This window comes from Candidatus Manganitrophaceae bacterium (assembly GCA_016200325.1).
Classification (GTDB): Bacteria; Nitrospirota; Nitrospiria; order SBBL01; family Manganitrophaceae; genus Manganitrophus.
Genome location: JACQEZ010000015.1, coordinates 18,777 through 37,544 on the forward strand (window position 1 = coordinate 18,777; position 18,768 = coordinate 37,544).

Sequence of the window (18,768 nt, forward strand, 5' to 3'; positions counted from 1 at the left end):
AAAATATGTCAACAATCCCGATGTGTTTCCTTCGTCCCCCACCGGCTCCCCAAACAGACATGCTTCGCCGGTGCCCCCTTAAAGAACCATCCCCTTCATCCACTTTCAGCGAACTCTTTTTATCGGTCGACCGATGACCTCCCCGCGGCCCCGTTGCATCGACCCGATGATTTAACTTTTCCGTGCTCCCGCTACCGGCGGATCCTCATAAGGGGTCACACCATCCGGCTGGAGCGGCGGTCCTTTGAGGGTGGTCAGGTAGAGGGTGACCGCCAACGCTTCATCCTCCGACAATCCCAAATTCGGCATCCGCGTTTTTGGCTTAAACGATTGCGGATTGCGAATCCATCGGTAGATGAATTGGGGCTGCAGCATAAAACCGGCGCGCGATAAATACGGACCGAGCGTTCCCCCCTTCTTCCCGACCATGTGGCAGCCGATGCAGCCATGCTCTTCGAACAGCTCCTTCCCCTGGTCGGTCAGCTCCTGCTTTTTCTCATCGTTGGGAACTTTCGACTCCATGAGGGTGCGAAATTCGTTCTCTTGAACGCCGGGAGCCCGAACCCGGGTCGTCGAATAGGGCTTCTCTTTATCAAACTTGACCTTCTCTCCCTTGTAAGGGTGGAGGGTTCGGATATAAGCGACGAGCGACCAGATCTCTTCTTCGGAGAAGACCTTTCCCCAGGCCGGCATCATTCCGGAGAGATCGACTCCGCGGCCCCCCTTGTCGATTACGTCGTAGATCTCCTTGTTGCTTAACTTGACCATATACTGCTCTTTCTTGTCGGTCAGGTCGCGCGCATGGGGATCGAGGTTCCTCGCATTATACCCATCTCCCTGGCCGCTGTTCCCATGACAGGGAGTGCAGTACCGATCAAAGAGATGTCTCCCCTGAGAGACATGTTTGTCTTGAAAGAAAAACGAAAAGGCAACCCCGCCTGCAATAAGGACGATCGCCGGAATGAGCACCAATTGCAGCTTCTTCATTACTTCGCTCTTCCTCCTAAAAGAAACATCATTTCTGCTTCCCGTTCCCGTTTCCATTTCTGTAGCTTCGGGAGATCCACCACTCCACCCCGACCACAACTAACAGAAAAAGGGTCGGATAGATAAAGCGATCTTTAGAGGCGGGGACTTCCAGGAGAATCGAATACCAGGCCGACAAAGAGCGTTGGGCGTCTCTCTCGCCGTTGGAGCCGTCCCAGGCGGTGAAGGCGATCGGATAAAACTTCCCCGGCTCGATCTGCAGGTCGGTCTCTTTGTCTTCCGTGGTGAGCGCGCGTTTGAAGACCGCCCGGTACTGCCCGCTCTTATAGGTCCCCTTCCCTTTGAATTGCCAGTGCGACTCTTCTTGCGGCTTGATCCGAAGACCGACCTTGACCTCCGTGCCGGTCGCGTTGAATTCGTCGACCTTGTTGGTTCCGGCCGTCCACCGCGCGACATAAACCGGATGGGCCGGGTCTCCCATGATGAAATAGGGTTTCTCATTCCCCTCTTTCATCTTGGCCGGGAATTGGATCGCGACGGCGTCATCAAAGATTTCGGGGACGGTCTCGCCGGCCGCCGGCGTCGCCACGCTCTTGGTCGGATCGTCCCAGATCACCAGCAGGGCAAAGTCTTTTGCGTTATACATCCCCTTGACGGTGACCATGTCGACGGTGGGGGTGAACATCCGGGGATCGATCGTCACCTGGCCGACCAGCGGAAAGCTATGCTGCTCCAGACCCGCCCAGCGGGGATCGTCCGGATCATCGGCCACCTCGCCGGTCACCGGCTTCGCGACCACGGCGACCTTCCAATCGGGCGCGCCCGGATACTGAGAGAGAGAGTTGACGTAATTCGCCAGATTCCAGCTCTTCTCATTATCGAGGGTGCTGGCGAACGACGGCATCGGCGTTCCCATCAAGCCGGTATTGATCCGGGTATAGATATCCTTCGGCGCATTCCCTCCGCGGAAGACCCACCCTTTGGTGAGGTTTCTCGGCTGAACGGGCCGGCCCCAATTGTCCTTCAGGGTCGGAGCGAGCGGGCCATTCCCCCGGCCTTCGTCTCCGTGACACATGATGCAGCCGACCTTGTTGAAGAGGTCCTTCCCCTTCTCGATGCTCTCCTTCGAAGGTTTGATCTCGGCCCCGATGGTAATCTGCTTGGGTGTTTCGCTGGCAAACTGCGGGGCAAAGGTTTTGATGTATTGAACAACCGAGCGGATTTCGTTTTCCTTGAGAAGACTTTGCCACGCCGGCATTCCGGTCCCGGGAAGCCCTCTGGTCACCACTCGGACCAGGTCGTCATCATTCGGCACGCTTCCATGGGCGGTCGTTTTATACTTGAACAGACCGCGGGTGAAGTCTCTGGGACGCGGTTTAAACCGCTCCGCCGCCGGGCCGTCTCCCGCGCCGGAAGGACCATGGCAGCCGAGACACCGTTTCTCATAAATGGCCTTCCCGAGCTCCATGCTGACGGTCGGCTTCTCCTCGGTCTTTTTCTCCTCCGCCTTCTTCGGCTCGGCGGGCGCCCCCTCTTCGGCCTGGCCCGACGTAGCAACGACCCCGAGAATCAACAAAAGCGGGAGGCCATATTTTCTGATCGCTGTGATTAACATCTGCTTCCTTTATTCTATGCGGAGGTCCGTGCGGCAAGAGAAAAGGCTTGTCCTCCGAGACATCCAGTGTCCCACCCTGTGCCCCTAAACCCCGCGCTCGGACCGGCGGAGCCGGTCGCTTGCTTTAGACGCTGTAACTCCCCGAAGGTTTCGCTTTCCATCCTGAATGCTACTCCCAGGTTCTCGGAGAGAACCCGGTGTACTCCGAGAGAAAAAGAATCACCTTCCAGCGCTGCTCATCCGACAGCATCGCCTCCCACCGGGGCATCGCCGAGCTCCAGGGGGTCGATTCCTGCGGAAGCCCGATCCCGCCGGTGCTGATTCTCCAGAAGAGAAACGATTCCTGCAGCATCGGGAGGACCGTCGGGTCTTGGAAATTCGCCGGTTTCGGATTGAACCCGTGCGCATAAATGCCTTCTCCGTTGAGGAGGTCTCCGTGACAGAAGATACAGTTCCGATAATAGATCTCTTTTCCATCGGCGACATACTTCTTGAAAAGCTCTTTGTCTTCGACACGATAGGGATTGTAGAGACCGGTAAATTCCACCGGAGGGGCGGGATGGATGACCCGCGAGTCCAACGGGGGCTGCATCTTTTTATTAAACTTTTCGTACGACCCGAACCAGACGAGCAGCGGCATGGCAACCAGGACGGCATATCGCCCTCCCTTGGCCATCCCTCCTTCGACACCCCCTCCCAAAAAGGTATAAAGAGGAGTAATGACGGCATCTTTGATATTGTAAAAGAGGGTCAAATACATGATCGCCCCGGCCAGGGCCATGCACATGTACATGAAAATGACGCTGAACGGGAGAGGAGGACGAACCACATACTTCAGGACCAGATAGAATCCAAGCATTGCGAGGGCAACCCTGATTCCGGGAGGAACCCTCTCTTTTTTTATCTGCGCCATCTGACCCCCCTCTATGACCGGATCATTAAAACGAATTTTTTTGTCCCACTTCCGCCGGGCGGACCGTCACCGCTCCCCCCTGACTCTGAACGAAAGCGATCACCGTGAGCAGCTCCTGCTCCGAGAGGCCGATCGGCGGTTTGTTGACCGTCGGCATCCGCGCCGGATATTTTTTCGGCTCGGCAGAATCAAAATCAAGCTTGATATAGGCTTCGGGTTTCGTCAGCGTCTCATAGAGAAATTCCCGCGTCAGACGCGCACCCGCTCCCGCCAAATCGGGACATTTGCCACGCCCTTCTCCTCCGAGGGTATGGCAGAGGGCGCATTGACCTTTCCCGAAAAAAATTTTCTGCCCGACGTTGACTAACTCTTTCTCGCTTGAAACAGCACCCAGATCCAGCCTCTCTTCAACCCGGGCGCTGCAGGCGGCGATCCATCCCAAAATTAAAATAATTCCGAAGCCGATCCCTCTTTTAATTTCCAACGGAGCTCTTCTTATGACCCTTTGTGCTCGACCTCTCGGTGGCTTTGGATCAAGCTCTTCTGAGGGGCCGGCTCCCCACTGGCCGGCTGCGGCTGCGGCGCCGGGGCAGCTTGATCAATCGCCAACTCCGATGGGTTAACCGTCACCTTGCCCCCCAAGCTTTGGACAAAAGAGATTACTGTAAGCATCTCCTGCTCCGAAAGCGCGATCGGCGGCTTGTTAATCGTCGGCATCCGCGCCGGAAACCTTTTAGGCTCAACCTCTTCGAAATCAAGCTTGATATAGGCATCGGGCTTCGTCAGCGTCTCATAGATAAATTCCCGCGTCAGACGCGCACCGGCATTCTGCAAACTTGGGCAACGCCCCGCTTCCGCTCCAAGCGTATGACAGAGCGCGCACTGCCCCTTGCCGAAGAACATATTCTGGCCGATTCTGGCCAGGTCTTTATCGTTTTTGATTGCCGCGATATCGAGCTTCTCTTTGGTCGGAGGAAGTCCAATGCTCTGGGGAACTGAAAAACCGACCCAAGTAAAGATTGCTAAAAATCCAACGACGACCGCTACAACCTTCCAAAAATGATTCGGCCCGGCCGCCGCCACCGGTTTTGGCGCGTTGACCTTCTCCGGCAGAGAGACCAGCCATTCGAAGAACGGCGCGATAAAAAAGTATTGTGTGGAAAAACCATTATAACGGATGGTGCGGGTTGTGACGAAGAAGATAAAGGCAACCAGAGAGAAAAATAGAAGGGTATTCACAGACCAAAGGAAGGCCGCCGTTCCGAGCGGAGGGGTATAGGCATACGGGGTGGTGTCTTCCACCACGCCATAGACATGCCAGTGAACGCGCGAGGCGGAACGGGCATACCCCATCAGGCTCATCGTCAGGACCACCGTAATGGCATTGAGAACCAAGGCGTATTGGGAGCTGGGCGGCATGACCCCCCACGTCATCTTTCCGGTCATCTTCGCCCCTCGGAGCATCATCCCGGTCATCGGAGTCACTAAAATCAGCACGCTGATGACCGCTAAAACCTGAGCGACAGAAAGATAATTGACTCGGATAATGGACGGAACAAAATAGCCGTAAATTCCCAGGACGATTACACCAATGATCGCAACCGTAAAGAGGACCGCTTCAAAGCCGCGGGCCGCCTTTCCCCAGCGAACGGTCACCTGCTGGTTCGCCCTCCAATAAAGAAGGAAGCTGATGAAGGTGCTGAGGATCATGATATTAACCACGGTGAGCTTCGCAGACATGACCCCGAAGACGCCGAGGATGGGGTGATGACTTCCCCCCATCGCGCGCGCCTCCTCCAGGCTGGCGACCAAGCTGTGCGGAGTCATCCAAACCCCTAGACAAGCGAGAAGGGTGAAGAGGATAATCATAATGTATGGTTTATATTTAATTCCATCCGATGTTCTTTTCAGCAGGCCTTGCCAGAGATAATAGTTAGAACCGAGGAACAGCACCCCAATCAGCAGCGCCTGAAGGATAAATAACCAGGAGAGAATGCCCCCCATCAAGGTAATTCCCATCTGCTGGTTATATTGATAGACCTCTCGCATCAGCCAATAGCCGGCGAACGGCAACGGGAGAAGTCCGAAGATTCCGATGAAGTTCCCGATATATCCCATCCAATCGTAATGCTCTCGCTCTTCTTGGGTTTTCGCCCCCAGATACCGAACTCCCGCATAGGCTCCGCAGACAAACCCTCCCAAGACCACATTGGCAACGATCCGATGAATATTAACCGGCCACCAAGTCGGATTATTCGCGGCGGCCCAGGTCCGCTGCAAGGCAGTCATGGAGTCATTTAAAACCACCGGGCTCGCCTGGAAAGAGGCCCAGGCGCTCGGCACCATCATCACGAAGAGGCCGACGAAGTTCAGCATGAATCCGACAAAAATGTGGAGTCCCTTAAGCCGGCCCCGCTGCATGACATCCCACTTGGCCGCATAGATATAGAGCGCAATTCCTTCCAGGAGGAAAAGGAAAAGATAAAAATAAAAACTGGGCAGAAAAACCCCTACCAGAAATGTCCACAATTTGGGATATAGAACGCGAAGGGAAAAAAGAAAAATAATCCCCAGGGTGGCCGTCATCTCAAAACAAGCGGTGATCAGGATTGTAAACTCTTTGGCAAGATGATCGTATCGACGATCTCCCGACCAAACCCCGATCACCTCACAGAGCCAGGCGAAGATTGGCACGCCCAAAACGAAGCCACCAAATAGTAAATGGACCTGGGAGATCACCCAAATCAGATTACGACTACTGATCCAGGAGGGATCGCGGTATTCCACGGCGGCGGGGGTCTGAGCGAAGAGAGACGTCCAAGGCAGCAAGAGTAGAACCGCGAAAAGGATTCCCGCCCCTACAACCGGTTGTCGGATCACTTTTTTGAAGGTCATGGGAAACCTCCCCTTAAATCTCAACGGCTCCAGAGATCCGTTTGCGGTTTATTGACGTTGCCATTCCTAAATGAATCGCTGCCTTTGAACAATAGACGATTCGACTCGTCGGAGGATCATTCTTAATCTTTGTAGTAGTCCTCGCGCTTCATCAACCCGGCCCCCAAGCCTTTAGAGACGAAGATAATCAACACGGTGGCGATCAGGCCATAGACTGCGCTGAACCCCGGGATCGAATCTCCGATAAAGGTGACATGCTCCCGGGGAACGAAAAAGTCGGCCACCACCAGAATCCCGAGCGTGGCATAGAGGGGGGTCTTCATTCTTTGAATCTGCCCCGGTTTGCCGAAATACTTTTCAAGCTGCAGGCCGACCCCCTTCTGATCCCCAGCGTGGTTTGACGCCTGTCTTCCGCTGTGATCGGTCCCTTTTTTAGGAATCGATCCTTCCTTATGGGTGGAGCTGGTCTGGTCGGTATGCGGATTCATGAACGGCCTGTTTAAAACCTCTTTAAAGTTAAAAACGCTTGGTCAGCCAGAGGAAAGCGGCCGTCCCTTTTCGATAAAACCAATCGGTGTCCAGGCTGATCTTGTTTTCCAAATGGAATTTGCTCAAGAAAAAGACGAATCCCAAAGCGGTCGCGCAGAGGAGCTGTAAAGAGCCGACCAGATGTTCCAAGGTATAGGGATGGTACTCCACCGGAAAAGGAAGGAGCCGATAGAGCAGGCCCGGCCACACGCCGAATAAAATACAGAGAGAGGCGGCCAACCCCATCGCAAAGATCATATTTTTAGGAGGATCGGCCGCCGGGATCTTCTTGTCCTCTCCCAAAAACACGGCGTAGGGAAGCTTGAGCGTGGTCGAGAGAAACGTTCCGGCGGAGGCGAGCGTCAGGAGCAAATAGGCCCAGGTCAGATTCGGCTCGACCGAAGCGGCGGTAATCACCATCGATTTGCTGATGAATCCGGAGAGCAACGGCACCCCGGAGATGGAGAACCCGCCGATCATGAAAAGGATGAAGGTCAGCGGCATTGTCCGATAAAGCCCCCCGAGCTCGGAGGCCTTCCGTTTTCCGGTCATAAAAACGACCGAGCTCATCCCCATCATCAACAGCCCTTTATAAATAATATGCGCATAGGCGTGGGCCACGGCGCCATTGAGGGCGAGTTCCGTTCCGATTCCAACCGCGGCGACCATGAAACCGACCTGGCTGATGATATGGTAGGCGAGCAATCTTCGGATGTTGTTCTCGAGCATCGCATAGATCACCCCATACAGGGTCATCGTCACCCCAAGCGCGATCAAAATCTTTGTTCCGGGAAAGCCCCGCACCAAAACATAGACCGCGGTCTTGGTGGTAAACGCGCTCAAGAAAACAATTCCTGCGATGGTCGCTTCCGGATATGCGTCGGCCAGCCATGCATGGAGCGGCGGCACCGCCGCATTCAAAAGGAATCCAATGAGGATCAGGGTCGGCCCCAAGCCTTCGTGGGGAAACGCGTTGAAGGCAATTCCGCCGCCGCCCGCCGCGTAGATGACAATGCCTCCCAAGAGACAAAGTCCACCGGCGATATGGACCAACAGATAGCGCATTCCGGCCGCGCTCGACGACTTAAACCCGCCGAAGAGGATCAGAAAGACCGAAGAAAACGCCATGATCTCCCAAAACAAAAAGAGGGTAAAGAGGTCCCCGGCAAAGGTCACCCCCAAGGCGCTTCCGGCATAAATGAACGCAACAATCTGCTCCCTTTCATCCTTCAGATGAAGGGCGTAGACCATCCCGATAAAGGTGATGAGGGTAAAAACATAACCGAAGACGAGACTGAGACGGTCGACCCGCCCGAAGATCAACTGCTGTCCCATGAAGGACATCGTGCCATGATTTCCTTCCGAGACGATCAGAAGAGAGAGGAAACCGAGCGCCGGCGCGCCGAGAAGGATCGCCTGCTTTGCTTTTCCTTTGACGAAAAGAAGAAGAACCGCAGCGAGGAAGAAGAGGGCGGTGGGATGAATCCACTCAATCATAACGTCCTCCATAGTAATCCTCTGACTTCATCAACCCGCGCCCCAGAAATTTGGAGACGAAGATAATCAGCAGCGTGGCGATCAAGGCATAGAGGGCGCTGAAACCGGGGATCGAATCCCCGATAAAGACGGCATGTTCTCGGGGGACTAAAAAATCGATCAATACCAGAGTACCGAGCACGCCGTATAGCGGGATCGTGATCTTTTGAATCTGCTCCGGCGTGCCGAAATCTCTCCCGAAAGAGATGCCCCGTCGATCTTGCTGAACGGGAAGCGGACTCGGTGCGATCGCTCTTTTCGACCGATTCTCGATCGGGTTGGAAGGGGCGCCGGAACGCAATTTATTCGTCTGCAAATTCATCGAATCACGAGTTTAATCAGGTCCAATAAAAAGTCCGGGTAAATTCCCAAGAGCACCGAAACCACGGCACAGAGCAGCAAAGGGACCACCAAGAAGTAAGAAGGCTCTCGGATCGGCCCGGTGAACGCGTGGGCACCGTGTGAATGGGGGTCGTGATCTTGGGCTGCGGCCGCCCCGAGGCTCTGCGGGACCGGATGAAGTCCTTTTTGAACCTCCTCCGCCGTCTCCGGCGCCCCTTCAAAAAAGGCCTTGTGAACCACCGGGAGGAAATAGCCGGCATTTAAAAGAGAGCTGGCCAACAGCACAAAAATGAAAGGGAGCTCTTGCGCCTCCATCGAGCCGGTCATCAGATACCATTTCGTCAAAAAGCCGGAGACGGGAGGGACCCCGATCATGCTGAGCGTGGCAAGGGCAAACGCGGTCATCGTCCAGGGCATCTTCCGCCCGATCCCCGCCATTTCAGAAATATTGGTCTTCCGCGAGGCGACATAAATCGACCCCGCGCAAAAGAAGAGGGTGATCTTTGCAAAGGCATGGTTGGCGATGTGCATAATTCCGCCGGTCATCCCGCTCGGCGTCAAAAGAGCCCCCCCTAAGATCATGTAAGAGAGCTGGCTCACGGTAGAATAGGCCAATCGCGCTTTGAGGTTGTCTTTTGTGAGGGCATAGATTGATGCCATGACGATCGTAAATGAGACGACGAAGCCGGTCATGACCCCGAGGTTCAACGACTTCATCAGCTCCACACCGAAGATATTAAAAATAATTCGGAGGATGCAGAAGACCCCGGTGTTCACGACCGCCACCGCATGGAGGAGCGCGCTCACCGGCGTGGGGGCCACCATGGCGGAGGGAAGCCAGCCATGAAAGGGCATGATCGCCGCCTTGCTCAGTCCCGCCAAAAAGAGAAAAAAGGTGATGATCAGAACCGTACTACCGACGCCGGGGGGAAAGACGCCGCCGGCCTTAAACGTGAAGGTGTCGGAGAGATTGTAGGTCAAGAACGTGGCGGTGACAAAGAACGCTTTGGTCGTCGCCAAGAGATAGAAGAGATATTTGTTTCCTGCCGCGTACGCTTCCTTCGTGCCGTGATGGGTGACCAACGGATAGGTCACGAAGGTGATGAGCTCATAAAAAACAAAAAGGGTCACCAAATTGGCTGAGAAGGCGACCCCGAGGGTGGCGGAGAGTGTAAGGGCAAAACAGGTATAGTAGCGGGTCTGGGAATGCTCGTTGAGCGAGCGCATGTAGCCGATGGAGTAAATAGTGGTCAGAATCCACAAAAAGGAAGCGGTGGTTGCAAAGAGAAGCCCCAGCGCATCGACCCGAAATTCAATGGAGACGCCGGGGAAGAGGGAGAAGAGGTTATAATGAAGCTTGTTCCCCGCGAGGACCGCCGGAATCATGGTGAGGACAATGAAGAACTTTAAGACCGCCGTAACGAGGGAACACCCTTCCCGGAGGTTCGGGTCCTTACGGGTTGCAATAATGAGCAGCGCCCCCACCAAAGAGATGGCCACGGCCAACAAGGGCTTGATCGATTCAATTTCCATGGCGGAAACCTCCTTACGCTACCCCGGCAACCCTTGATCTACCCCAGCTTTACCTTAGTCTTACCGTTTTTCCAGCTTTTCCGCTGCTTCGATCCGTCATCCTTACATAGAGAGCGATAGAGACACTTGGATCGAGACAGCTGATAGAGATACCGACCCGTAAAGCGGTCCTCCTCTCGCCAGGAGACACTCCATCCCTCCATGAGGGGCACGATCGACCCCTTTTGGGTAGAGAGGCGTCCGAGCGTAACGGACCCAGGCGATACTTCTTATCCTCTATTATCAGTCAAAGAATCACTTCTTCTACCGCGACCGTTTATGGCTCAACCGATACTTTGATCTCCTTATGCTCGTGCGACTCCGGCTTGTTTCCATGGGACCAGGTATGTTCGTAGGCGATGATCTTCCAGCGTTGCTCCTCGGTCAACTTTTCTTTCCATGCCGGCATCTTCGTCTTGGAAACCCCTTCCGAAACCCTCCAGAACCAGTAGCTGTCCGAATATTCGTTTATCTTCTTGCCGACGCGAAAGTCGCGGGCGCCCCGCTGTTTGGGCCGATCTTTTTCTTTATCAATGGCGTGACAGGTAGAACAGCCTTCCTTAACCTCTTCTTTCTTTCCCTTGTATTCAAACTCGAGGGTGGCGGTCTCAAAAAGCTTTTTCCCTTCCTCTATGATCTTCGGATCGGTCCACCAGCCCTTCGGCATATGCTTGTCGGCATAGACCTTCGGAACCGGCTTCAACGGCTTGTCTTCCTCATCATCGGCCGCGGCGACAAACGCCGGAGCGACCAGAACAGCAACGGCAACCAAACTCAAAAGAAAAAAGCGGAATTCGCGTTTCGTCATCTTTTCCTCTCGTTGATGTATGAGATCTACCCAGAACTCCTCGTTTCAGCTGGATGAAAGAGCCGCCGCATGAATGTCCTAAGAATGTGGCCCGGCGGTCCCTTTCTCTTGTTTCTTATCTTGACTATTAAAGCGATCAAGCGTGTGACATGCAACACAATTTTTATCTTTGACTAATTTTTCTCCCTTCGCCACCAGATCGGGGCGGGCCGGAGCCGGCTCAGAGACGGTCGCGACCTGGGACATCCCTCCGCCGACACTGTAGATGTAAGCGATGAGCGAGCGGATCTCCGGGTCGGGAATCCCGAAGTTCGGCATGTTCACATCGGGCCGAATCGCCTGCGGATTTTTCAGCCAATAAAAGACCCATTCCGGCCGCAGCCGCTTGGCCGCTTCTGAGAGATCGGGGCCGACGACACCCCCCGCCCCCGCGTTGGCGGTCTTGTGGCAAGCATCGCAGGCATATTTGTCGGTAAAAAGCCGTTTTCCTTTTTCTACTTCGGCCGGGTCTGAAAGATTCGCCCCGGACAACGGGGAAGCGGAAATCCCATCGTCTTTTTGTGTCATCAAGAAGGTGGTCAGGGCGGCCACTTCTTCGTCGCTTAACTGAAAATTGGGCATCTTTGTTTTTGTCAGCGGAACATAGCCGACGGGACGAATCCGTCCCGGATCTTTCAGGAATTTCGAGAGCCACTCCCGATTTAACTTGGTTCCCTCATGGCCGAGGTTCGGCGCCAGCGTCGGATGCTGCCCCTGTTTGATATGGCAGACCTGGCACTCGGCCTTCCCTTCCCGCCGCAGATCGGAGACACGAACCTCCCTGGAAGACTCCGCGGAGCCCTTTTTATTTAAGGTGCGGATATAGGCGATGAGGTCGCGAATATGATCACCGGAGAGGGTCTTTCCCCAAGGAGGCATCGAGACGGAGAGTTCCACTGCCCCGCCCCCCTTTTCTATGACTTCATATATTTCATTGTCGGAAAGGCCCTGGACTTCTTCGCTGGTCAAATCGGAAGGGTGTGGATCGAGGTTGTCTGCGTTGACGCCGTTTCCCTTTGCGGAAAGGCCATGACAGACGGCACAGTAATGCTTAAAAACACGCTTCCCTTCTGCAGCGTTCCCCTTTGCCTGGAACGAAGGAGCAGACGGAGCAGGGGATTCTTTTTTTATATTTTTTGCGGGAGCCGCCTCAGAGAGAGAAGCGGCAAAAAAAAGGAAAGAAAGGAGGCTTGCTAAAAGAACCGCTCTTTTATTAAACAATCTTATCCCCTTATCACTGGATAATGAAGTGCCAAAACCATCCCCGGACATCGACATAAAGAGGGAGAGATGGAAGACAGGGAGACTGATGTTGCTGAATTTTCGGTATGGAAAGGAGAGAAGCTGTATCCAACCGATAGAGAAGAAAACAATCCGGCTCCATGTCTAATGGAGATACCCCTTGGCCTTCTAGAAACTTAAACGTTATACTTAAAAAATTTCAGGATAAGACCAGTGTTTTACCGAACAGAATCGTCCAGCGCCGACCCAAAATCGAACAGGATACACACTTCTCAAAGACACACAAGATGCGAATTCTTTTGAAAGATTTGCACTTATAGCATACATTCCCAGGCTTGTCAATACTTTTATGGCCTTTTTCTCCCAAAAGTCAACTTGTTCTACGCGTTTGGTCCCATCACAAAACGGCAGCGCGATCTCGATCAAGCAACAGGACCCAGAGGGGTTTTCGAGATGGGATCGAACCGACCCATACAACGCGCTTCGATGTACATCGGTGGGAGTTTCTCTGCGCGGCTTTGCGCGGCTTTGCACGATTTCGCACGATTTCGAATGAGCAGCGGTCTCCTCATCGATAGAAGAGCTTTTGTGCAAAACCTTACTCCAGGCGGTACGATACCGCGAGCCATGCCGAAACATGTAAACGAGAAAATGCGATGCGATTAAGCGGGGTGCGTAGGAATGGCCGGTCTTATTCCCGGCCATTCCTTATTTAAAATTTAAACCCTTGGGGAGAATTTCAGGCAAGCAGAGTCACAGTGTAAGAAAGGAACCGGCCGTTCCTTATTTGGAATCGGCGAGATAACCGAGGACATCCTGCTCCCGGACCAGAACGATTTCGTCGCGGTCGATCTCAATCCGGCGCGCCGCATATTTTTCGTAGAGAATGTGTTCGCCCGGCTTGACGGTTGTTTTGACGAACTTCTTCTCCTTCATTTTCCCTTTTGTATCTTTCTCCTCAATATATTTACCCTCTCCGACCGCGATCACCTTTCCACTCTCGGGGGCTTCCCGGGCCGCATCGGGGACGATGATTCCTCCGGCCGTTTTCTCCATCGCTTCATCCGGCTGAACGACAACCCAATCTTGCAACGGTTTTACCTTCATCTTCTCCTCCTCTTTGTCTTAATGTCTAATCAATGATCAGCCTCTTGAACGCCTCTTATAAATAATCGATCTGATCCGAAAGATCAAGTTCGCGTCGATTCTAGAAAAGGGACGGCTGCTCCTCCGATCCAGGATAGGTAATGCGGGCCCCTTCCACCTTGGCAAAGGGGGTGATCTGATGTACTTTGGTATCGGTGAGGGAGAGGATATGGCAGACTGTGACCCCTCGCACCACCAGCGCATCCGAGATGAGAGAGCGATGACACTTCCAAGGAACGGCCTCGGCACACATCAAGGCGGTTTTTTTCCCTCGGCACTCGGACAAGAGAAGGTCGATCCCCTCTCGAAACGCTTCCGTCTGCATATAATCGGCATAGCCGCGAAAACTGGCGTTTCGCCAACCTTGATTGGACCGATCCGAATCGCGGCCTTTTCGGAGACCGCCGAGCGCCGGATGATGAAGGTAGGCGACCCCCTGCGTCGGCAAGCGGGCGTGAAGATGCTCCCGATTAAATTGTGGAACGCGCCGCGACCGCGGCACGGTTCGAACATCAACCAAGAGCTGAATTTGATACCGGGTCAAAAGCGCCAGAAACGCCTCCTCCGTCCGGGTCGAATGTCCAAGGGTGTAGAGCGTCTCCCTCTCTTTCTCATCCAAGGCGATCTCCTCCTACGGTCGAGCGGCCCTTCCGAATTTTATCTCGTTCCAAGCCGGGAATACAATCGTCCGCTTCGTGGCGCGTCCTCGATCGGACCGCGGACCGCGCTTGCGACGACTCCCACTCTTTATTCTTATCCCTACAAGAAATACTATTTCGGTCGAGCGTCCAGCCGCCCCCCCATACCGGTAGGATATATGTTATATTTTCAAAGAGGACATAAACGCAGGGGCGCATGGACATCAGAGACTGGGATCAAATTGCAGGCCGGTATAACGAGGAGATCATCTCCCCCTTTCAAGAAGGGGTCGTTAATCCTCTCTTTGAAGAGATCCTCGCCCTTCCCGCCAAAGCGGGGAAACGGGTCGCCGACCTCGGCTGCGGCACCGGCCCGCTCCTGCCGTTTTTATCGCAGCATTTCGGTCAGGTCGCGGCGGTCGATTTCTCCCCGAAAATGTTGGAGGCGGCCCGAAAGCGGACGCAGGCCAAGAACATCTCCTTTCATCGCTCCTCGTTGACCGACCTCTCCCCCTTTTATAATCAATTTGATATCGCCGTCGCGGTCAACTCCATCCTTTTCCCCTCCTCCAAAAGCATCGACACCATCTTGTCGGAGATCCAAAAAGCGCTCCTGCCGGAGGGGGTCCTCATGGCGATTTTCCCCTCAATGGAGGTGATCCTCTATCAAGGGGCGTTAATCTTTGATCGGGAAATCGAAAAAATCGGCGATGAAGAAAAAGCGCTCTCCGCCGCCAAGCGCATTTTGGAGCGCCGGAAGTTCGATTTCATCAGCGGGATTTACGACGACCACGGCCTCAAACAAAAATTTTTCTATGAGTTCGAGATCAAGCATCGACTCAAGAAGTCGGGCTTCAAGAATATCCGGATCAAAAAGGTCCTCTACCCCTGGGGCGGCCAGATCGGCGGCTTCGAGCATTTCCACGACCAGCCCCGTCTCTGGGACTGGTTCATCACCGCCAAACCCCACAAATAACGAATCCGCTCCTTATTTTCATCCAATTTCTCACCGACGTTTTCGCTCTCGTCGTCTGCTCGTTCATGTGAAAACACTGTTTGGGCTTTGTCTCGCGTCTCACAGCCGAAGGTCGTGGGGTTTCACCCCACCCCCCACCGTGGGGCCGTCTTGCCACGTTGATATTCTGTGGGAGCGGCGCTGGGAGAAGAAGGTTGGTCTCCGATCTTCACACCAGGTGCGCCCTACCCCACACCCAAGGCTTCCCCAGCCAGCGGGGCTTCCCCCGGGGCTTTTGAAATAAAGATCGTAAGCGACTGCGCGGCAAGGGCGTACTACGCCCCCCCACTCTGCTGCGTTTTATATCAGACGGTTCACCTACCGAATCAGGTCACCTGTCGAAGCACCATCCGCGGTGCCCTCCCGCGCGTGGTGCAAGTTGTGACCGTGGGGGGGAGCAGGGGGGGAGCCCCCCCGCTGCACGGGGAGGCCGGAGGGGGCCGGGCAGTCGGCCCCCACGGTGGGGGTGGGGTGAAACCCCACGACCTTAAGGCAGGTGGGTCTTGGACCAAAGCCCCCATTCCATCGCCCTTGATCCCATCAAATCGATCTTAACACGGCCTCTCTCCCCTTCTTGTTCAGTTGCAATAAAACGTCGCTTCTTTTAAAATATCTTTCTCATTACCCAGTCTTTTGTAAGGAGGAAGCATGTTCAGCCGACATCTAAGAAAAATCGCGCAGCCGATCTGGGATGCGCAGCTAAAACATCCCTTTGTAGAGGCCCTCGGCGATGGCTCCCTGCCGGAGCAGAAATTCCGGTTTTATATCATTCAAGATGCGCTCTTTCTGTTCGAACTGGCGAAGATCTTCTCGTCGGCCGGCCAGAAAAGCCCCGATGCCGAAACGATGGAGAAATTCACGCAGCTCGCCGCCGAAACGCTGCAAGTCGAACGGGGGCTTCACAAAGAATACGGCAAGCGCTGGAAGATGACCGAGGGCGAGATGGCCGCCTTTCCGATGGCCCCGACCAACTATGCTTACACCCGCCACATGCTCCAGGTCGCCGCCACCGGCACCCTCGCCGAAACGACGGCGGTCGCCCTCCCCTGCGCGTGGATTTATGTCGAGGTCGGACGGCGTTTAACGAAAGAGGGACCCCCGCCCGATCGGCATCCCTATAAAAATTGGCTCGCTCTTTATTCTTCTCCGGAATTCGCCGAGGTCGCCCATTGGATGTGCGAGAAGGTCGATCTATGGGCCAAAGGGGCCGGCACCGATGAGAAGCTCCGGATGGAGAGCCACTTTGTGATCAGCTCCCGGTATGAGTGGATGTTCTGGGAGATGGCCTGGAAGGAAGAGCGATGGCCGGTATAGCCGATGCCGATAAACCGGCCTCCTCAATCGCGCAGATCCTGACGATTGCCGGCTCCGACTCCGGCGGCGGGGCCGGCATCCAAGCCGACATCAAAGCGATCCAGGCGAACGGCGCGTTCGCGATGTCGGTCCTCACCTCGATCACGGCGCAAAACACCCGCACCGTGACGACCGCGTTTGACCTTCCGCTCAGGGTGGTAGAGGCGCAGATCCGGGCGATCTTCGATGATTTCACCGTCGCCGCCGTCAAGACCGGGATGCTCTCCTCTAAAGCGATCGTCAAGCGGGTGGCGCTTCTGCTCAAAGAAGTCGGCGCCCCGAACCTCGTCGTCGATCCGGTCATGGTCTCCAAAAGCGGCTATCCGCTCCTGAAACCGGACGCGATCACACTGATGCGGACCGATCTGTTTCCGCTGGCGGCGCTGGTGACGCCGAACATCCACGAGGCCGAACTGTTGACCGGGATGAAGATCCGAACCCTCTCCGACGCGGAGGCCGCCGCACGTAAGATCCATCCGCTCGGCTGCCGTGCCGTTCTGATCAAGGGAGGACACCTGTTGGAAGAGCGGGGATGTGACCTCCTCTTCGACGGGAAGGAGACCACCCTCTATCGAACCGAGTTTATCGACTCGCAGCACACCCATGGAACCGGCTGCACCTACTCCGCCGCCATCGCCGCACGCCTCGGACAGGGGAAGCCGCTCAAAGAGGCGATCCGGGAGGCGAAAGGCTATGTCACCGAGGCGATCCGCCACGGCCTCGCCATCGGCCATGGACAGGGACCGACCGATCATTTCTACTTCCTCCCGTCCCGAACCGTATGACGGCACTCCCTATGACCCCGCTACGGTTAATTGACCGCTTCGATCACTTTCTGATCGATCTCGACGGGGTGGTCTATATCGGCGACCGGCCGACCCCCCGCGCCGCCGAGACGCTGAATGCTTTGCATGCCGCCGGAAAGAAACGGCGCTTCATTACGAACGACCCCCGGCACACCGCCGACGTCTATGCGCAAAAACTCCGCCGCCTCGACATCCCCGCCGAGCCGACTGAGTTTTTGACCTCCGGACGCGCCGCCGCGCTCTATCTACAGAAGGAAGGACGCCTCTCGGAACCGGTCTTCGTCGTCGGGAGCGACGGCCTCCGATCGGAGATTGAATCGGTGGGAGGATGCGTGCTGGAAGGAGCGGAGGGGGTTGGGGCGCGGATCGTCGTGGTGGGAGGACACGAAGCGTTCTCGTATCCGGAGCTAAAGATCGCCGCCCTCGCCATCCAACGCGGGGCGACCTTTATTGCGACGAACCGAGATGCCACTTTTCCGATGCCTGACGGGCTCTGGCCCGGCACCGGGCCGATCGTCGCCGCCATTGAGTATGCCACCGGCGTGGCGCCGGTCGTCGTCGGAAAGCCGGAGAAGGCGGTCTTTGAGATCGCGCTCGGCCTCTTCCCACCGGGGGGGAGAACCGCGATGATCGGCGACCGGCTCGACTCGGACATTTTGGGCGGCCGGCGCGCCGGGCTTGCGACGATTCTGGTCCTCTCCGGCTGCACCTCACGGACCGAGGCGGAGCGAAGCCCGATCCATCCCGATTATATTATCGAGAACCTTGCGCAGATTGCCACGCCGCTTTCTTGATCGAGAAAAGATCGAGGTCGACCAGCGGCCCCTTCGACGAGAGCCGCCCTTGAAACCGTCCCTCACACGTCATCCCGACTTTTTCCAAGACACGGATCGAAGCAAGGTTGTTCGGAAGCGACTTTGCTTCCACCCGGTCCAAACCCATCCCCTCGAATCCAAAACCGACGACCGCGCGGCACGCTTCGGTCATGTAGCCGCGGCCGGTATAGATATTCATCAAGATGAATCCGACTTCCGCGCTGCGCGCCTCCCGCTCCCAGCGGATATAGCCGATCGTTCCGATCGGCTGATCGCTCTCAGCAAGGTGGATTTTCCAGTTGCTCGGAAGACCCGGCAGCGCCTGCGCCGCGGCGTCGCGGCCGTTCCAGGCGAAGGCCGGCTGCACGGCATCGTCGGGACCGACCAGATAAAGGTGTTCTGTTTTGAGCGGAGGGGGCGTCCAAGGCATCGATTCCTCATTCGTTTAGTAACATGAAATACCAAGAGGGAGAAAACCAAAGTCTCGCAAGGCGATGCCATTGTTCCATACTTCACCC

Annotated in this window: 18 protein-coding genes; 4 read left to right on the plus strand and 14 right to left on the minus strand. The window is 55.4% G+C overall.

The window, feature by feature from the left end:
* Positions 1–171: 171 nt before the first annotated feature.
* From HY282_12600 to HY282_12660, 13 genes are all read right to left on the minus strand, one after another.
* Positions 172–987 carry a c-type cytochrome gene (locus tag HY282_12600; GenBank protein MBI3804589.1) on the minus strand — a complete coding sequence of 272 codons (816 nt, stop codon included), beginning with the start codon at positions 985–987 and terminating at the stop codon, positions 172–174.
* 28 nt (positions 988–1,015) lie between these two features.
* On the minus strand, positions 1,016–2,602 hold the full coding sequence (locus HY282_12605; protein MBI3804590.1) for a c-type cytochrome: 1,587 nt from the start codon (positions 2,600–2,602) through the stop codon (positions 1,016–1,018).
* Between the two features lie 169 nt (positions 2,603–2,771).
* Positions 2,772–3,515 carry a cytochrome c gene (locus HY282_12610; protein MBI3804591.1) on the minus strand — a complete coding sequence of 248 codons (744 nt, stop codon included), beginning with the start codon at positions 3,513–3,515 and terminating at the stop codon, positions 2,772–2,774.
* A gap of 25 nt (positions 3,516–3,540) precedes the next feature.
* Positions 3,541–3,999: a cytochrome c gene (locus HY282_12615; protein ID MBI3804592.1), complete on the minus strand. Its 459-nt coding sequence runs from the start codon at positions 3,997–3,999 to the stop codon at positions 3,541–3,543.
* A gap of 11 nt (positions 4,000–4,010) precedes the next feature.
* On the minus strand, positions 4,011–6,410 hold the full coding sequence (locus tag HY282_12620) for a cytochrome ubiquinol oxidase subunit I (GenBank protein ID MBI3804593.1): 2,400 nt from the start codon (positions 6,408–6,410) through the stop codon (positions 4,011–4,013).
* 122 nt (positions 6,411–6,532) lie between these two features.
* On the minus strand, positions 6,533–6,733 hold the full coding sequence (locus HY282_12625; protein MBI3804594.1) for a hypothetical protein: 201 nt from the start codon (positions 6,731–6,733) through the stop codon (positions 6,533–6,535).
* A 193-nt stretch (positions 6,734–6,926) separates the two neighbouring features.
* Positions 6,927–8,435, minus strand: coding sequence for a Na(+)/H(+) antiporter subunit D (locus tag HY282_12630; protein ID MBI3804595.1), 1,509 nt, complete (start codon positions 8,433–8,435; stop codon positions 6,927–6,929).
* Positions 8,428–8,682 (minus strand): hypothetical protein, encoded by a 255-nt coding sequence (locus HY282_12635; protein ID MBI3804596.1) that lies wholly within the window; start codon positions 8,680–8,682, stop codon positions 8,428–8,430. The genes HY282_12630 and HY282_12635 overlap by 8 nt, the downstream gene beginning before the upstream one ends.
* 110 nt (positions 8,683–8,792) lie before the next feature.
* The gene (locus tag HY282_12640; GenBank protein MBI3804597.1) at positions 8,793–10,349 is read right to left on the minus strand and encodes a monovalent cation/H+ antiporter subunit D family protein; all 1,557 of its coding nucleotides are present in this window, start codon (positions 10,347–10,349) and stop codon (positions 8,793–8,795) included.
* A gap of 316 nt (positions 10,350–10,665) precedes the next feature.
* Positions 10,666–11,196 (minus strand): cytochrome c, encoded by a 531-nt coding sequence (locus HY282_12645; protein MBI3804598.1) that lies wholly within the window; start codon positions 11,194–11,196, stop codon positions 10,666–10,668.
* A 78-nt stretch (positions 11,197–11,274) separates the two neighbouring features.
* Positions 11,275–12,456, minus strand: coding sequence for a c-type cytochrome (locus tag HY282_12650; protein MBI3804599.1), 1,182 nt, complete (start codon positions 12,454–12,456; stop codon positions 11,275–11,277).
* 804 nt (positions 12,457–13,260) lie between these two features.
* The gene (locus HY282_12655; protein ID MBI3804600.1) at positions 13,261–13,584 is read right to left on the minus strand and encodes a co-chaperone GroES; all 324 of its coding nucleotides are present in this window, start codon (positions 13,582–13,584) and stop codon (positions 13,261–13,263) included.
* A gap of 100 nt (positions 13,585–13,684) precedes the next feature.
* Positions 13,685–14,242, minus strand: a complete 558-nt coding sequence (locus HY282_12660) for a DUF488 domain-containing protein (GenBank protein MBI3804601.1) — start codon at positions 14,240–14,242, stop codon at positions 13,685–13,687.
* Between the two features lie 236 nt (positions 14,243–14,478).
* Here HY282_12660 and HY282_12665 point away from each other — a divergent pair, with 236 nt between their 5' ends.
* The 4 genes from HY282_12665 (at position 14,479) to HY282_12680 (ending at position 18,229) form a co-directional block, all read left to right on the plus strand.
* Complete coding sequence (locus tag HY282_12665) at positions 14,479–15,237, plus strand: class I SAM-dependent methyltransferase (protein MBI3804602.1); 759 nt, start codon at positions 14,479–14,481, stop codon at positions 15,235–15,237.
* Positions 15,238–15,924: 687 nt separating this feature from the next.
* The gene (gene tenA / locus HY282_12670) at positions 15,925–16,590 is read left to right on the plus strand and encodes a thiaminase II (GenBank protein ID MBI3804603.1); all 666 of its coding nucleotides are present in this window, start codon (positions 15,925–15,927) and stop codon (positions 16,588–16,590) included.
* A gap of 26 nt (positions 16,591–16,616) precedes the next feature.
* Complete coding sequence (gene thiD / locus HY282_12675; protein ID MBI3804604.1) at positions 16,617–17,414, plus strand: bifunctional hydroxymethylpyrimidine kinase/phosphomethylpyrimidine kinase; 798 nt, start codon at positions 16,617–16,619, stop codon at positions 17,412–17,414.
* 11 nt (positions 17,415–17,425) lie between these two features.
* On the plus strand, positions 17,426–18,229 hold the full coding sequence (locus HY282_12680; protein MBI3804605.1) for an HAD-IIA family hydrolase: 804 nt from the start codon (positions 17,426–17,428) through the stop codon (positions 18,227–18,229).
* Here the strand turns inward: HY282_12680 and HY282_12685 are convergent.
* On the minus strand, positions 18,189–18,680 hold the full coding sequence (locus tag HY282_12685) for a GNAT family N-acetyltransferase (GenBank protein MBI3804606.1): 492 nt from the start codon (positions 18,678–18,680) through the stop codon (positions 18,189–18,191). The genes HY282_12680 and HY282_12685 overlap by 41 nt on opposite strands.
* Between the last annotated feature and the right edge of the window lie 88 nt (positions 18,681–18,768).

Coding starts and splice junctions, on each gene's coding strand:
- HY282_12630 (MBI3804595.1), bottom strand. CDS start 8,435: ATGATTGAGTGGATTCATCCCACCGCCCTCTTCTTCCTCGCTGCGGTT.
- HY282_12605 (MBI3804590.1), bottom strand. CDS start 2,602: ATGTTAATCACAGCGATCAGAAAATATGGCCTCCCGCTTTTGTTGATT.
- HY282_12625 (MBI3804594.1), bottom strand. CDS start 6,733: ATGAAGACCCCCCTCTATGCCACGCTCGGGATTCTGGTGGTGGCCGAC.
- tenA (MBI3804603.1), top strand. CDS start 15,925: ATGTTCAGCCGACATCTAAGAAAAATCGCGCAGCCGATCTGGGATGCG.
- HY282_12640 (MBI3804597.1), bottom strand. CDS start 10,349: ATGGAAATTGAATCGATCAAGCCCTTGTTGGCCGTGGCCATCTCTTTG.
- HY282_12600 (MBI3804589.1), bottom strand. CDS start 987: ATGAAGAAGCTGCAATTGGTGCTCATTCCGGCGATCGTCCTTATTGCA.
- HY282_12620 (MBI3804593.1), bottom strand. CDS start 6,410: ATGACCTTCAAAAAAGTGATCCGACAACCGGTTGTAGGGGCGGGAATC.
- HY282_12610 (MBI3804591.1), bottom strand. CDS start 3,515: ATGGCGCAGATAAAAAAAGAGAGGGTTCCTCCCGGAATCAGGGTTGCC.
- HY282_12645 (MBI3804598.1), bottom strand. CDS start 11,196: ATGACGAAACGCGAATTCCGCTTTTTTCTTTTGAGTTTGGTTGCCGTT.
- HY282_12680 (MBI3804605.1), top strand. CDS start 17,426: ATGACCCCGCTACGGTTAATTGACCGCTTCGATCACTTTCTGATCGAT.
- HY282_12685 (MBI3804606.1), bottom strand. CDS start 18,680: ATGCCTTGGACGCCCCCTCCGCTCAAAACAGAACACCTTTATCTGGTC.
- HY282_12665 (MBI3804602.1), top strand. CDS start 14,479: ATGGACATCAGAGACTGGGATCAAATTGCAGGCCGGTATAACGAGGAG.
- HY282_12655 (MBI3804600.1), bottom strand. CDS start 13,584: ATGAAGGTAAAACCGTTGCAAGATTGGGTTGTCGTTCAGCCGGATGAA.